The sequence below is a fragment of the Geothrix limicola genome (genome assembly GCF_030268085.1).
In the GTDB taxonomy this organism is placed as follows: Bacteria; Acidobacteriota; Holophagae; order Holophagales; family Holophagaceae; genus Geothrix; species Geothrix limicola.
This window is the reverse complement of the sequence record NZ_BSDE01000001.1, coordinates 802,127-816,106: the sequence shown is the minus strand read 5'-3', so window position 1 is coordinate 816,106 and position 13,980 is coordinate 802,127. Positions and strand designations below refer to the sequence as shown.

The 13,980-nt window shown below is 67.9% G+C and carries 11 protein-coding genes and 1 other RNA gene; 3 read left to right on the top strand and 9 right to left on the bottom strand.

The genetic code is table 11. The features are described from left to right. Window positions 1–110: 110 nt before the first annotated feature. On the bottom strand, window positions 111–1,733 hold the full coding sequence (dnaX, locus tag QSJ34_RS03420) for a DNA polymerase III subunit gamma/tau (protein ID WP_285570342.1): 1,623 nt from the start codon (window positions 1,731–1,733) through the stop codon (window positions 111–113). Between the two features lie 154 nt (window positions 1,734–1,887). On the opposite strand from dnaX, the gene gltB reads away from it, so the two are divergent. Next, on the top strand, window positions 1,888–6,294 hold the full coding sequence (gltB, locus tag QSJ34_RS03415; protein ID WP_285570339.1) for a glutamate synthase large subunit: 4,407 nt from the start codon (window positions 1,888–1,890) through the stop codon (window positions 6,292–6,294). On the opposite strand, the gene QSJ34_RS03410 is transcribed toward gltB, so the two are convergent. The 6 genes from QSJ34_RS03410 to hemH form a co-directional block, all read right to left on the bottom strand. Further along, window positions 6,274–7,170: an SPL family radical SAM protein gene (locus QSJ34_RS03410; RefSeq protein ID WP_285570336.1), complete on the bottom strand. Its 897-nt coding sequence runs from the start codon at window positions 7,168–7,170 to the stop codon at window positions 6,274–6,276. The genes gltB and QSJ34_RS03410 overlap by 21 nt on opposite strands. 104 nt (window positions 7,171–7,274) lie before the next feature. Then, complete coding sequence (locus tag QSJ34_RS03405) at window positions 7,275–7,751, bottom strand: DUF421 domain-containing protein (RefSeq protein WP_420798826.1); 477 nt, start codon at window positions 7,749–7,751, stop codon at window positions 7,275–7,277. 61 nt (window positions 7,752–7,812) lie between these two features. After that, the gene (locus QSJ34_RS03400) at window positions 7,813–8,640 is read right to left on the bottom strand and encodes a DUF481 domain-containing protein (protein ID WP_285570330.1); all 828 of its coding nucleotides are present in this window, start codon (window positions 8,638–8,640) and stop codon (window positions 7,813–7,815) included. A gap of 43 nt (window positions 8,641–8,683) precedes the next feature. Then, window positions 8,684–9,070 carry a DUF2914 domain-containing protein gene (locus QSJ34_RS03395; protein WP_285570327.1) on the bottom strand — a complete coding sequence of 129 codons (387 nt, stop codon included), beginning with the start codon at window positions 9,068–9,070 and terminating at the stop codon, window positions 8,684–8,686. 85 nt (window positions 9,071–9,155) lie between these two features. Next, window positions 9,156–10,412: a protoporphyrinogen/coproporphyrinogen oxidase gene (locus QSJ34_RS03390; RefSeq protein ID WP_285570321.1), complete on the bottom strand. Its 1,257-nt coding sequence runs from the start codon at window positions 10,410–10,412 to the stop codon at window positions 9,156–9,158. Beyond that, window positions 10,409–11,356 carry a ferrochelatase gene (gene hemH, locus QSJ34_RS03385; RefSeq protein WP_285570318.1) on the bottom strand — a complete coding sequence of 316 codons (948 nt, stop codon included), beginning with the start codon at window positions 11,354–11,356 and terminating at the stop codon, window positions 10,409–10,411. The genes QSJ34_RS03390 and hemH overlap by 4 nt, the downstream gene beginning before the upstream one ends. A gap of 122 nt (window positions 11,357–11,478) precedes the next feature. Between hemH and QSJ34_RS03380 the strand changes: the two genes are divergently transcribed. Beyond that, the gene (locus tag QSJ34_RS03380) at window positions 11,479–11,982 is read left to right on the top strand and encodes a hypothetical protein (RefSeq protein ID WP_285570315.1); all 504 of its coding nucleotides are present in this window, start codon (window positions 11,479–11,481) and stop codon (window positions 11,980–11,982) included. A gap of 79 nt (window positions 11,983–12,061) precedes the next feature. On the opposite strand, the gene QSJ34_RS03375 is transcribed toward QSJ34_RS03380, so the two are convergent. After that, window positions 12,062–12,463, bottom strand: coding sequence for a hypothetical protein (locus QSJ34_RS03375; protein ID WP_285570312.1), 402 nt, complete (start codon window positions 12,461–12,463; stop codon window positions 12,062–12,064). A gap of 140 nt (window positions 12,464–12,603) precedes the next feature. Between QSJ34_RS03375 and QSJ34_RS03370 the strand changes: the two genes are divergently transcribed. After that, window positions 12,604–13,476 (top strand): TIGR02757 family protein, encoded by an 873-nt coding sequence (locus tag QSJ34_RS03370; RefSeq protein ID WP_285570309.1) that lies wholly within the window; start codon window positions 12,604–12,606, stop codon window positions 13,474–13,476. Window positions 13,477–13,815: 339 nt separating this feature from the next. On the opposite strand, the gene ffs is transcribed toward QSJ34_RS03370, so the two are convergent. Beyond that, window positions 13,816–13,911, bottom strand: an RNA gene (gene ffs, locus QSJ34_RS03365) — signal recognition particle sRNA small type. Window positions 13,912–13,980 lie beyond the last annotated feature (69 nt).

Below are 13,980 nucleotides of genomic sequence, written 5' to 3'. Positions count from 1 at the left end.
AAAGCAGAGTTGCTGAGGAAAGCGGAGAAGGACAAGAAGGTTTTTTTCTCCGCTTTCCCCCGCTCCTCCGCAAACCTCCGCTTATTCCATTCTTTGATCCATAAAGGGCCTCAGCCCTCGCGCCGGATCTCCAGCACTTCGCCGCCGCTGAGGCGCAGCAGCTCCTGGAAGGCGGGTTCGCGGCGGAGGCGATCCTCAGGTTTCTCGGCTGCGGCCCCGCCCTGCTCGTCGAAGCTGATCTCCACGGCCTTCAGGCCCGGCAGCACACCGCCGAGGGCCTCCAGGAGGTGCGGGCTCGCCTTCTCCCGCTCGAAATCCTGAAGCGTGTGGCGCACGTTGCCGGGAAAACGGAACCGAAGGACGGGCGGTTCCCAGCGCAGGTCCGCCGCCATCTGCGGGGCCGTGGCCAGGGCGCGCAGGCCCGGAGCCTGGCGCAGCGCCTCACTGCAGGCCGTGCGCAGCTGATCGGGTGAGGCCGGAACCGGGCGGATCGCCGGGCGAGCTGCGGGCGCAGAGGAAGCCGGGACAGGAGCCGCTGCGGGAGCCGGCCTCCGAGGCCCCTCAGGCGCCGGCGCGACCTGGGGGGCCCTATGAGGGACCGGTGGAGGGCCCGCGGGAGGACTTGGCGGCCGGGGCGGAAGCGCGCCCGCGCTGGCGGCACCGGAGACCAGGGCATCCAGGGGGGCCAGATGGGGCAGCTGGGCGGCCGTGACCAGGGCCAGCTCCACCACCACCCGGGGCAGGCTGCTGTCGCGCAGATCGCGTTCGCGGCTGAGCAGCAGATTGAGCATCCGCGCCCAGCGCAGCATCTCCTGCGGCCCCCGCTGGGCCCGTGCCTCCTGCTCCAGCCGGTCGCGGAAGGCCAGCACCAGCTCCCGCCAGAAGGTCGCCCAGTCGGCGCCCTGATCGGTCAGTTCGCGGCAGGCCTCCATCAGGGCGGCGGAATCGCCGATGGCCAGGGCCGACATCACGCCCTGCACCAGGTGGGCGCTGACGATACCCAGCTGCTCGCGGACGGCCTCCTCCAGCACCTTCCCGTCACCGGCGGCGATAACGCGGTCGAGGATGGTGAGGGCGTCGCGCATGGAGCCCTGGCCGGCTTCCGCCACCAGGCGCAGGCTGCCGCCCTCGGCCTCGACGCCCTCCTGCTCGCAGACGTGCTTCAGGCGGCTTTCGATGAGCCCCACGGGGATCAGGCGGAAGGGGAAGATCTGCACCCGGCTCTTGATGGTGTCGGGCACGTCCTGCAGTTCGGTGGTGGCCAGCACGAAGATGGCGTGGGGCGGTGGCTCTTCGATGACCTTCAGCAGCGCGTTGAAGGCCTCGGTGCTGAGCATGTGCACTTCGTCGATGATGTAGACGCGGTATCGGCAGAAGGCGGGCCGCGTCTGCACCTGCTCGCGCAGCGCACGCGCGTCAGCCACGGAGGCCCGGCTGGCGGCGTCGATCTCGACGATGTCCAGGCTGCTGTCGGGCTGTTCAGCCGCCCGGCAGGGATCGCAGACCCCACAGGGCGTGGCCGTGGGGCCTTCGGCGCAGTTCAGGGCCCGCGCCAGGATGCGCGCCGTGCTCGTCTTGCCCGTGCCGCGCACGCCCGCGAAGAGGTAAGCCTGATGGATCCGGCCGCTCTCCTTGGCCCGCTTCAGGGCGTTGGCCAGGGCCTTCACGCTGCCTTCCTGCCCCACGAGGTCGGACAGCAGACGGGGACGGTATTTGAGGGCGAGGGTGGTCATGAGGAATCCAGTTTCCCACAGGTCGGGGCCAGCGTTCAGAAAGGGACGCAGAGGCCCGCTATAAGCGGATCCGGGGGACCCCCATAAGCGAAGCTTGGGGTCCCGCCGACCGGGCCTTTCGGATAGTCTGCTCCACATCCCGAAGGGAAGAGAGATGCCACATGCATCCCGGAACGAGCACGACGCGTGCGGGGTTGGCTTTATCGCCAGCCGCAATGGTGAGGCCTGTCACCAGATCCTGAAGGACGCCCTTCATGCCCTGAGATGCGTGGAGCACCGCGGCGGCTGCGCGGCCGACCAGATCTCGAGCGACGGCGCGGGCATCATGACCGACATCCCCTTCGATCTGCTGGGCTACAAGCCCGGCGAGATCGCCGTGGCGAACCTGTTCATGCCCCAGGATCCGGAGCGCCTCCAGCGCGCGCTGGACACCTTCGCCACCACCTTCAGCTTCTTCGATCTCGAGATCCTGGCGAACCGCGAGGTGCCCGTCGATGCCTCGGTGCTGGGCGAGGATGCCCGCAAGACCTTGCCCTCCCTGCGCCAGGTCATCCTGAAGCGGCCCGCCCACTGCCGCACGGACGCCTCCTTCGACAAGCTGCTCTACAACGCCAAGCAGGTGCTGCGCACCAAGCAGACCGAACAGGGCATCCGCGGAGAATTCTTCTTCGCCTCGCTCTCGCCCCGCACCATCGTCTACAAGGCCCTCACCCGCGCCGCCGACCTGCACCGCTTCTACCTGGACCTGCAGGATCCCCGCTACGCCACGCGCTTCGCGCTGATCCACCGCCGCTTCAGCACCAACACGCGCACGAGCTGGGACAAGGCCCAGCCCTTCCGCCTCATCGCCCACAACGGCGAGATCAACACCATCGCGGGCAACCGCTCTCGCGCCATCTCCCGCGAGCTGTCCATCGGCCTGAAGACCGACCAGCTCGTCACCCACGGCTCCATCAGCGATTCGGGCAGCTTCAACGAGATCGCCGAGGCCCTGCTGAACCGCAGCAGCATCCCGCACATGGAGGACATCCTCGCCATCATGATGCCCCCCGCCGAGGGCCAGACGGACTTCTACACCTTCTGGAGCCGGGCCATGGAGCCCTGGGACGGGCCCGCCATCGTGATGTTCTCCGACGGCAACACCGTCGGCGCGCGCCTGGACCGCAACGGCTTCCGCCCCGCCCGCTGGACCATGACGGACGATCGCTTCATCCTCGCCTCCGAGGCCGGCGCCTTCCCTGTCGACGAGGCCGCCATCCGCCGCAAGGGCATCGTCTACGCGGGCACAGGCGTGAAGGTGGACCTGCCCACGGGTCGCGTCCACTTCCGTGACGCCAGCCTGTCGCGCGAGAACCGCGATGCGGCCTTCGACGCCCGCACCACGCCCATCGGCTCGATCCCGGAGGAAGTCGCGCCGGAAGGCCCCGTCAGCGTCTTCCGCAAGACCCTATTCACCTGCTCCCGCGAGGAGCTGGAGAAGATGATCTACCCCATGATCGCCACGGGAAAAGAGGCCATCGGCTCCATGGGCGACACGGCCCGGCCCAACGTCTTCTCCTCCGAGCCCAGGCCCTTCTTCGACTACTTCTACCAGCACTTCGCCCAGGTCACGAACCCGCCCCTGGACTACATCCGCGAAGGCAACATCACCGACCTGCGCGTGTTCCTGGGCCGGGCGCCGAACATCTTCTTCCCCAAGGATCTGGTGCCGCTCAACGAGGCGTTGGAGCTGCCGCGGCCCATCCTCGACCTGGGCCAGATGCGCTTCCTGGCGCGCATGCAGTCCATGCGGCCCTCGGAATCCCAGATCATCCCGCGCACCTTCCCCATCCTCTTCAAGCGCACGGACGGCATCAGCGGCTTCCACGCGGCCATCGACAAGCTGGCGGCGGATGTGCGCCAGGCCGTGGAGAGCGGCACCACCGTGATCATCCTCAGCGACCAGGATGCCAGCGTCGAGCAGCCGCCCATCCCGGGGCTCATCGCGCTACGCGCCGTGGTGCATACCCTCAACGAATCCGGCCTGCGCCTCAACGCTTCCATCGTCATGCACACGGCCGAGGCCCGCACCTCGCACCATCTCGCGGCCCTCATCAGTTTCGGCGCCTCGGCGGTCTGCCCCTACCTGGCCCTCGACATCGCGCGCCGAGACGAGCATCCCTCCTTCGCCAAGCTCTCGGCGGACGAGCGCGAGCAGAACCTCATGGCGGCCCTGGAATCCGGGTTGCTGAAGATCATGGCGAAATGCGGCATCTCCGTCGTGCAGAGCTACATGAGCGCCAAACTCTTCACGGCCGTGGGCCTGGGCCCCGAGCTCATGGAGACCTTCTTCCCCGGCCACGCGAGCCCCCTGGGCGGCATCGGCTACGAGGAACTGGCGGGCGACGTGCTGCTGAAGACCGGCTACGCGGCCCAGTCCGGCTTCCAGGACAAGCTCCTCCACACGCACCAGTTCCGGGAATCCACCAAGCCCGGCGAAGGCGAGCGCCACGGCATGACCTCGGCGCGCTCGCGCATCGTGCACCGCCTCGTGGGTCTCGATCCGGATCTGCCGGAGGCCCGCGAGGTCTACCGCGAGTACCTCGCCTCCCTGAAGGTGGATGAACCTATCAACCCCAGGCACCTGCTGGCCTTCCGGGAAGCGGAGACACCGCGTCCCATGACCGAAGTGGAACCCAGGAGCGCGATCTTCAAGCGCTTCGGCGCGGGCGCCATGTCCTTCGGCGCCGTCAGCGCCGAGAGCCAGCGAGACCTCATCCGCGCCATGGAGGCCCTGGGTGGCCGCAGCAACAGCGGCGAGGGCGGCGAGAACCCCTACTACTGGACCGAGGGCCTGACGGCCAGCACCAAGCAGGTGGCCTCGGCGCGATTCGGCGTCACGGCCGAATACCTGGTCTCGGGCCAGGAGATCCAGATCAAGGTGGCCCAGGGCGCCAAGCCCGGCGAGGGCGGCCAGCTCATGAAGGTGAAGGTGGACGACACCATCGCCAGAGCCCGCTTCTCCCTGCCCGGCGTGGACCTCATCTCGCCGCCGCCCCTGCACGACATCTACAGCATCGAGGATCTGAAAGAACTCATCTACGAGCTGAAGCAGGTGCACCCCACCGCCAAGATCAGCGTGAAGCTCGTCTCGGGCACGGGCATCGGCACCATCGCCGTGGGTGTCGCCAAGGCCGGCGCGGACATCCTCTACATCGCCGGGGGCGACGGCGGCACCGGCGCCGCCACGCTGGGATCGATGAAGCACGCGGGCCTGCCCTGGGAGATCGGACTCGTGGAGGCCCACCAGACCCTGCGGGAGAACCGCCTGCGCGACCAGGTGGAGCTTCGCGTGGACGGCGGCCTGCTGACGGGCAAGGACATCGTCACGGCGGCCATCCTGGGCGCCGAGGGTTTCGAGTTCGGCAAGCTGCTGCTGGTGGCCGAGGGCTGCGTCATGGCCCGCATCTGCGAAAAGAACACCTGCCCCGCCGGCATCGCCACCCACGACCCGAAGTTCAAGGCGCGCTACACGGGTAGCCCCGAAGCCATCGAGCGCATGCTGACCCACATCGCCGAAGACGTGCGCCGGCACCTGGCGGACCTCGGCGTGTCCGCGCTCTCCGAGGTGATGGACCGCACCGACCTGCTGACCATTTCGCCGGATCATGCGGCCTTCGTGCGGGACCGGAAGCTCGACCTCTCCTCCTTCCTCGAAGCCCCGGCCGAGCCGGTCGCCGGCGAATCCGCCAGCTTCCAGCCGGAGGGTGTGGGTCTGCTCAACCAGCGCATCGTCGAGGCCGCGCGCCCCTTCCTGGAAGCCGGCGGCCACCAGGAGCTGGCCTTCCCCATCGATACGGAGGACCGGGGTGTGCTGGCCACGCTTTCGGGCGAGATCGCCCAGCGCATCCGCGAACGGCGCCGCGAAGGCGCCGATGCCGCCGTGCCCGGCGAGCTGCGGCTCACCTTCACCGGCAGCGCCGGCCAGGGTTTCGGCGCCTTCCTCACCGAAGGCCTCCACGTGAAGCTGCTGGGCGAGGCCAATGATTCGGTGGCCAAGTCCATGTCCGGCGGAACCCTGGTGCTGCGACCCAACCCCGCCGCCACCTTCACACCCGAAGAGAACGCCATCCTCGGCAACGGAGCCCTCTACGGCGCCACAGGTGGACGCTTCTTCGCCCGCGGCCTCGCCGGCGACCGTTTCGCGGTGCGCAACAGCGGCGCCAGCGCCGTCGTCGAAGGCGCCGGACACCATGCCTGCGAATACATGACGCGCGGCGCCGTGGCCATCCTCGGCCAGGTGCTCACCAACGCGGGCGCGGGCATGACGGGGGGCTGCCTCTTCCTGAGGCGGGATTGCGCCACCCGCGTGAACGGCGATTACCTCTCGGCCATCCACTGGCGCCAGGAGGAGGAAGCCCTGTTCCGCCGCCTGCTGGAAGCCCATGCCGAAGAAACCGGCAGCGCCACCGCGGCGGCCCTGCTGGCGGATTGGGCCGGCACCCTCAAGGCCTTCACGCCTTACGTGCCGGTGGCCGTGGCCACGGCCCTGGCGCCCAAACTAGCCTACCCGGTCGAATAGGCCCGGCTGCCTCACCAGAACCCCAGCCTGGGCCGCGGCCGGCTTGGTCCGCGGCTCCCGGGCCGCCTTGCGGTGCGGGAAGGCTTCATGGAAGGCCGCCCGGATGCCCTCCTTGTAAGTTGGATCCAGCACCTTCAGCCAGCCGTGATCGGCCAGCACCTTGTAGAAGGGATCCTGCGCGAGCAGACGCAGGCCGCCCACCCAGGCATGGGAAGCGCCGCTGGCCTTGGCGCGGCGTGCGAAGGCCTGGGCATCATGCACCGCCATCAGGGGCGCCACGCCGATGGTGACGGAGATCCCGGCGGCGGTGAGCCGCTCGGCCGCCGCCCAGCGGCTGGGGATGGCGGGCGCATGGGGTTCGACGATCTGCCTCACGGTGTCGTCGTCCGTCGGAATGGAAAGCCCCACGGAGAGCCGGTCCCCGAAGGCCCGCAGCAGGTCGAGATCCTGGAGCACCATGGGCGAACGGGTGTGGACGATCACCTCCGTGGTGGGACATAGCAGCAGCACTTCCAGGCAGCGGCGGCTCAGGCGGTACTGCCGCTCCAGGGGCTGGTAGGGATCCGTGGCCGAGGCCATGAAGACCCGCGCGCCGTGGAGCTTGTGGCGCTGGGACCAGAGCAGTTCCGGCGCGTTCAGCTTGGGCGTCACCCAAGCGCCCCATTCCTCAGGCTTGTGGAGGGCGTTGGGATAGTCGCGGACGTAGCAGTAACGGCAGCCGTGGCTGCAGCCGCGATAGGGACTCAGGGCGAATCCGAAGCCGTAACGCTCATCCTTCTGGGGGCGCAGGATCGAACGTGCCTCCTCGGGTTCCACGAGCAGATCTTTGAATGGGAGGGGCGGAACCGAGGGAAGCGGCAGGGGCAGCGGCGTCACGCGACACCTCCCGCGGGCTGGCCTTCGTGCTGCGGCTTCGCCAAAGTGGCATTTCGTTCATGCTTCACGCTCATGCCACAAGTTTTCGCTTTTTATTCGTTTCGTCAAGCCTTCTCGACGGATTTCGCGATCACATTGATCCGGCCGTTGGTTTCGAGGATGGCGACGCGCACATCCGCCAGATCCGACAGCCCCGCCTGGCGCACCGCGGCCATCAGCTCATGTCGCGTGATCCGCTCCGAGGCCAGCACGCCCTCATCCACGGCTCCGTTATGCACGAGGATCTGCGGACGGCCCTCCAGCAGGATTTCCGCCCGCTTGTTGCGCCAGGTGATCCAGGACATGATCCCGTTGGCCGCCAGCAGTGTGCCCACCAGGATGAACCCTGCGGCCACGGTGTTATCGCCCGCGTTCATGCTGTTCTGCACGGCGTTGCTGAGCACCAGCAGCAGCACCAGGTCGAAGGGCGCCAGCTGGCCCACCTGCCGCTTGCCTGTGAGGCGGAGCGTGATCAGCAGGAATCCGTAGACCACCAGGCCCCGCAGCACGAATTCCCACCAGGGCTGGGTGATCTTCCACATGGAAACCCCCACCGGCAGGGCGCCGTCGAGGATGGCCATCAGGGTCATGGAGGCTCCGGGTCTAGAAGGTGATCACCAGCGAGGTTGTGAACACCGTATCAGTCTTCTTCAACTGGAAGGGTACCTGACCCAGCACCACCGGAGGCGTGGCGACGGGCGTCTGGACCACGTCCACCCCCACGAAGGCCGGCTTGTTCTTGTAGGTCACGTCGTAGCCCACCTTCAGGGCGAGGCGCGAAGACAGGGTCGTCGTGAAGGCATTGCGCCACACCGCCAGGTAGTTCTGGCTGTCCTTGAAGCTGTCGGAGACGGCCAGTTCGGAGGTGAACAGCGAGGCCTCGTAGACCTTCTGCTCCAGCTTGGCGCCGAGGCGGAAAGTGGCGAAGGATTCATCCTCGCCGGGCTGGCTCAGCAGGGGCGTTTCCTTGGTGTAGCCCACACCCGCATCCGTGAAGAACTTGGTCCGGTCGGCCTTGATCCACCAATGCCCCAGGCCGGCGATCACCGCATACCGGCCTTCCAGACCCGCCGGAATGTTCCGCTCCCAACCCGCCGAACCGAACCACTGCAGCTGCTCCGACAGCTTGTGGTCGTAGCGCAGGTTCGTGAAATAGGACTCCGTGCTGGTCTTGGTGGTCCGCGTTTCCGTGATGGTGGCCGCATCCAGGCTGGGCCCGCTGGCCGCGCGATCCACGGTGGTCGCGGCCGCGCGCACGCCGCCGAGGTTGAAGGCGAAGGTCGCGTTGCTCCATGTGTATTTGTACTCGTTGGAAAAGCCGAGGGTCTGGCTGGTCGCATTGCCGGCGACCGCCACGTAGCTCAGGGCGGCCTTGTCGGACCAGGGGGATTTCGGCGGTTCAGGCGTCTGGGCCGTCAGGCACGGCGCCACTCCACATGCGGTGGCGAGCAAAAGGCAGGAGGTCCGCATCAGACTATTCGACCTCGACCTTGAAGGTGGCCGTGCCGAGGACGGCGTCCTGATCGCCCATGAGCTTCACGGTCCATTCGCCCCCGTCGCCCTTGCGGAAGGTCCGGTACGCGTGGGTCCGGTAGGGCGAGCGCGGCACCTTCAGCTCCTGCTTCGAGGTCTGGTCACCCTTGCTGAAGACGAAGGTAACGTTCGTATCGGCCGCACCCATGACCTTCGCCCAGGCGTAGATCTTGGTGCCGGCAGGCACCTTGAATTCGGAGGCTTCGCCGACGATCTCCATCTTCTCGACGGCGGTGCCGGTCTTCAGCTCGGCGTGGGGCCGGATGGGCGTGGCCTGGGCCATGAGCAGTGAAGGCGCGAGGAAGGCAGCGAACAGGAGACGACGCATGGGAACTCCTTTCTGTGGAAGTGAGCCCCCATTCTGGATCGTCGGCCAGCGCTTGTCATCAACAGGAAAGAACCGTTCCCTGAAATCAATTCCAGGTTTCGAGCCCTTCGAGGATATCGCGCACGCCGGGGCCGAACCGCGCGTTGCTCAGCCAATCGAGCCCGGCGGGCAGCCCCTCCACCGCGGCCTTCACGCGCGCCCGGTGGCCAAGCTCGGGGCGCGGGATGGCCCGGTCGGCCCGTTCGTGGCGCATGGCCACCGTCTCGCCGAGGCTGGGGATCCAGTGCTTCAGGCGCGCGTAGACGCCTTCCCAGCTCTCCAGATCCGCCGGCTTGCCAAAAGCGCCGCCGATGAAGCTCCGCAACTGCATGAGGCCTTCCGGCGCACTCTGAGGATCCATCCAGGAGGGCACCAGCGAACCCAGGTACCCCCGGCCTTCCGGCGGATGGATGAGGAAGCCGAAGCTGTCCTTCAGGGCCGGCAGCGGCGCGTGACGGCTGTGCCAGAGATCCACAGACGTGTACGGAATGGCCGCCAGGGCCTCTGCGCTTTGCGGCGCGGCGGAACCCAGCAGGGCCGTCGCCTCATAGGCCGGGAGGGCCAGCACCACGCGGCTGACCTCGCGGACCTCGCCCCCGCCGCTTACCCGCCAACGGCGCCCCGGCAGCGCCTCCAAGCGCTCCGCGCGCAAGCCCGTGCGCACGGAAGGAAGGTTCGCGGCGAGACGGATCGGCAGCTGGCCCATGCCGCCTTCGGGCACCACCATGTGGCTCACGCCGCTTTTGCGGATGCCGTTCACCAGACTGCCCGTGGCTTCCCACTGGCGTAGCTTCGGGATGGCGTCCACCGAAAGGATCTCCGCCGGCGCCGCCAGCACGCCCGCGATCATCGACGGCAGCAGTTCCGTCGCCACGCCTTTGCCCAGGCGCCGCGTGATGAAGGCGGACAGCCCTTCTTCGGGTTCGCCATCGCGCACGGAGACGAAGGGCTCCAGCATCATCCGCAGCTTGGCGCCCAGCGACATCAGGGGTGAAAGCATCAAGGCCGGTGGCGAAGAGGGCACGGGGATGAGCCGCCCGCCCTTGCCCACCCAGCGGGCCCCGGTGCCCGGCGATTTGAACGGAAGCTCGAGGGCGCTGAAGAGGCGGTCCACCGCCGTGCCCTTCTGCCAGAGCACACCCTGGGGGCCCGTTTCGAAGTGGCCGCCTTCCCAGGGCAGAGTCTTCATCCATCCCCCCACACTGGCGCCCGCCTCCCACACTTCCACGGATTCACCGCGCCGCTGCAGGTGCCAGGCGGCCGCCAGGCCCGTCACGCCGCCGCCAAGGATCAGGGTGCTCATGGGAGGATCTCCAGGACGCGCCGCGCGAGGCAGCGGATGTAGGCCGGATCGGCGCCCGGTGCGGCCACGCGGCGGTAGGTGCGGATGCCCGCCTGGTCAGCCACGTGGCGGTATTCGATATCGAGTTCGTGCAGGGTCTCGATGTGTTCGCTGACGAAGCTCATGGGCACGACGATCACGTCCTTGCCGCCCATGGATTCGAGCACGGATTTCAGGGGCGGTTCCAGCCAGCGCACGGGCCCGGTGCGGCTCTGGTAGGCCAATGTATAACCGCCGGGGATCTCGCCCAGCCGCGCCATCAGCGCATCCCGGGTGGCGTGGATCTCGCGCTCGTAGGGGTCGCCGGCTTCGATCTGGCGCACGGGCAGACTGTGGGCGCTGAAGATCACCGTGGCGCCCGGCAGCTCTGCCAGCGCGGCCCGCAGCGGGCGCTCCAGCGCGTCCAGGTAGTCCGGGTCCGTGGCGTAGTGGTCCACACCCGGCAACACCTCCATGCCCGCCTTGGCCGCTTCCACGGCCAGTTCCCGCAGGCTCGATCCGGTGGTGGCGCGGCAGTCGTGGGGGTAGAGCGTGACGGGCACGAGTTTCCGGATGCCCTGGCGCTTCAAGGCCTTCAGCAGGCCTTCGGCCCGTGGCGCCGCGTAGCGGAAGCAGAGCTTCACGGGTTCATTCCGGCCCGAGGCGCGCAGCGCCGCGCGCAGCGCCGAGGCCTGCAGCGCGCTTTCGCGGAGCAGCGGAGAACCGCCGCCGATCTCGGCATAGCGGCCCTTTGCGCCCGGGGCGCGGAGCTTCGCGATGAGCCGCGAGAAGGGCCCCTGCAGCCAGGCGGGACCCGGCAGGCGGATGAGGTCGCGGTCGCCGAAGAGGGCCGCCAGGAACGGCTCCACCTGGTCCAGATTCACCGGACCGCCCAGGTTCAGGAGAAGAATGGCCGTATCTCGCATCGTCCTCCACCTTACGCGAGACTGCCCCGAACTTTCGTCACGGAAACCGAGACGTGTTTGAACAGGAGATGAAGCCGGGAGCGGCGGCATCCCATAGACTGTCCTGAACGACTGGAGTCCCCGTGTCCCTTTCCGCCTTCGATTCGCTGCCCGATGAAGCCCGCCTGTGGCTGTTGGCCCTGGCCCAACCCACCGAAGCTTCCGTGATCACCCCCGAGATGGAGGCCCTCATGGGACGTTGGCGGCACAAGGGCGTGCAGTACCAGGGCGCCTGGACCCTCCTGGAGCACCGCATCCTGGCCGTGGCCGAGCCCATCCTCGCCAGCCAGCCCTCCGGTTGCGCCATCGACGGCATGCTGCGCGGCGTGAACCAGCTCATGGGCAAGGTGGGGTTGTCCCTGGAGGATCCCCAGGCCGTGATCGTGCGACTGGGCAGCGGCCTCCGGACCATTCCCCGCGCGAACCTCGAAACGCTGCTGGCCGACGGCACCCTCGACGGCACCACGCCGGTGCTGGACCTGGCGCTGCTGACCCTGGGCGACCTGCGGCAGGGCCGGCTCGAACGCCCCCTTTCCGCCACCTGGATCGGGCGGAAGTTCCTCAGGCCTGCAGCCAGCCAAGCCTAGACACAGGGCCTATTGCCCCCGTGTAGACAAGAAGAGGGCGGCCTGTGGCCGCCCTCTTCTGCATCCGTTTGGCTGCGAATTAGAAGATCGATTCACCGGGCTTGCGGCGCCAGGCTTCGGAGCGCTTCTGGCCATCGGCCTTGGGCTTCGCGTCCTTGGCGGCGGCCAGGGTCTGCAGCAGCGAACCGCCCAGCTTGGAGGCCACATTCTTGGCCAGGGCGGGCGCGGCGGGAACCACGGGGGCGCTCACGGGACCGGAGGCCGAGCCTTCGGGGGCCGGGCTCTTCGCGGTGATTTCCTTCAGGCGCTTTTCGTACCAGACCTTCCGCTTGGGATCGATGGTCCGGACATTCCCGGCCTTCTCTCCCTTTTTGAGAACCTTGGGCTTCGGCTTTTCGCGGTCTTCCCGCAACACGGAATCAGGCTTTGCGGCTTCTTCAAGGATCTTCGCCAGGTTGCCAAGGCCACGCAGGTTCATCATGTGCGGTTATTTCTCCGAAGGGGGCCACGGGCCACCGCTCATCAGACTACCGGCAATACCTTTGCTTACATAGTGATTTTCGGCACGAGGTGCGGTTTTTTCGAAGTACGGAGGTCCCTCCCTCCTGGGACACTGAGGCCATGGGAACCTCGGTCTCTACTCTTAAAACGCGGCTGGACGGGCTTTGCGCCCGCTACGACACCGCCGAGGCCCTCGAAAAGGATCCCTTCAGCGTCGTGCTCGCCTATGACTCCCCCATGAACCGGGAAGTCGCCGCCTTCGTGGCGGCCCACCTGGCCTATGGCCGCGTGGATCCCATGATCCGCGCCGTGCGCGTCGCGCTGGCACCCCTGGGCTCCAGCCCCGCGGACTGGCTTCGCACGCGAAGCGGGGCCGCCATCCGCAGGGAGCTCTCCCGGGCCCTGTCCACCTGGGCCTGGCGCTTCCACACGGCCGCCGACCTCATCGCCTGGCTGCTGGCCTGGAAGCAGCTCGATGCGGAAAGCGGCCAGGGCCTGGAATCCCACCTCCTGCCCCGGGCCGGAGAAGGGCCCGATGACGCGCTCTCGCGCCTGGTGCAGCGCCTGCGCACGGACCTGCCCGCTTCGTACGGATCCCGTTTCTCCCTGCCCGATCCCCTGGAAGGCGCGGCCTGCAAGCGCTGGCGCATGTTCCTGCGCTGGATGGTGCGCTCGGGTTGGCCCGACCTCGGGCTCTGGACCCGCTACCCGGCCGATCAACTGGTCATCCCGCTGGATACGCATGTGGCGCGGGTCTCACACTTCATCGGCCTCAGCCGTCGCACGACGCCTGACGGGAAAATGGCCCTCGAGATCACCGAATCCCTCCGCCGCCTGGATCCCGTGGATCCCCTCCGCTACGACTTCGCCCTTAGCCACCTGGGCATCCTAGGCGACTGCCCCGGCATCCGCAAACGCAGCACCTGCGCGGCCTGCCCCTTGTATTCCGTGTGCCGGGCGGGCTCAGAATCCGCTGCGCGGATTCCGAGGTAGGCTCATTTGTTTTTCGCTTGTTGGAACCCAGGGCCGGGCTCACCACGTGCGCGACCGCCGGGTGATGGAGCAGGCTCCCGCGGAGCCTGCGGAGTCGGGCTCCGGCGCAGAGCGCATGCCAGTGCCGATTCGAGAGGCCAAGCCGAAGGCGCAGGCCGATCGATGGTAAGCCTGGCCCCGAAAGGGGCCGGGCTTACCACGTGCGCGACCTAAGTGGGTCGCGGAGCAGAGCCTGGGGGGCTCTGCGGAGCGGGGACCCACTGGAAGCGTATGCCAGTGCCGACCCGTGAGCGCAAGCCGAAGGCGCCGCGCGAACGGATGGTAAGCCTGGCCCCGAAAAGGGGCCGGGCTTACCACGGCACTCGGGGGAACGACTTAGGGCTGCTTCTTCCGACCTGACCCGGTTCATCGCACCCCGATGCATGGGGCCCGGCTTGAATCCAGACTAGCCGCGATCCTCCCTGCAACGCCAGCGGAAGGACCCTTCGCCAAGCGGCACTGGCA

Bases quoted from the DNA above. Each gene is read 5' to 3' on its own strand.
- dnaX (WP_285570342.1), bottom strand. From the start codon at position 1,733: ATGACCACCCTCGCCCTCAAATACCGTCCCCGTCTGCTGTCCGACCTC.
- gltB (WP_285570339.1), top strand. From the start codon at position 1,888: ATGCCACATGCATCCCGGAACGAGCACGACGCGTGCGGGGTTGGCTTT.
- QSJ34_RS03405 (WP_420798826.1), bottom strand. From the start codon at position 7,751: ATGTGGAAGATCACCCAGCCCTGGTGGGAATTCGTGCTGCGGGGCCTG.
- QSJ34_RS03395 (WP_285570327.1), bottom strand. From the start codon at position 9,070: ATGCGTCGTCTCCTGTTCGCTGCCTTCCTCGCGCCTTCACTGCTCATG.
- QSJ34_RS03390 (WP_285570321.1), bottom strand. From the start codon at position 10,412: ATGAGCACCCTGATCCTTGGCGGCGGCGTGACGGGCCTGGCGGCCGCC.
- hemH (WP_285570318.1), bottom strand. From the start codon at position 11,356: ATGCGAGATACGGCCATTCTTCTCCTGAACCTGGGCGGTCCGGTGAAT.
- QSJ34_RS03375 (WP_285570312.1), bottom strand. From the start codon at position 12,463: ATGATGAACCTGCGTGGCCTTGGCAACCTGGCGAAGATCCTTGAAGAA.
- QSJ34_RS03370 (WP_285570309.1), top strand. From the start codon at position 12,604: ATGGGAACCTCGGTCTCTACTCTTAAAACGCGGCTGGACGGGCTTTGC.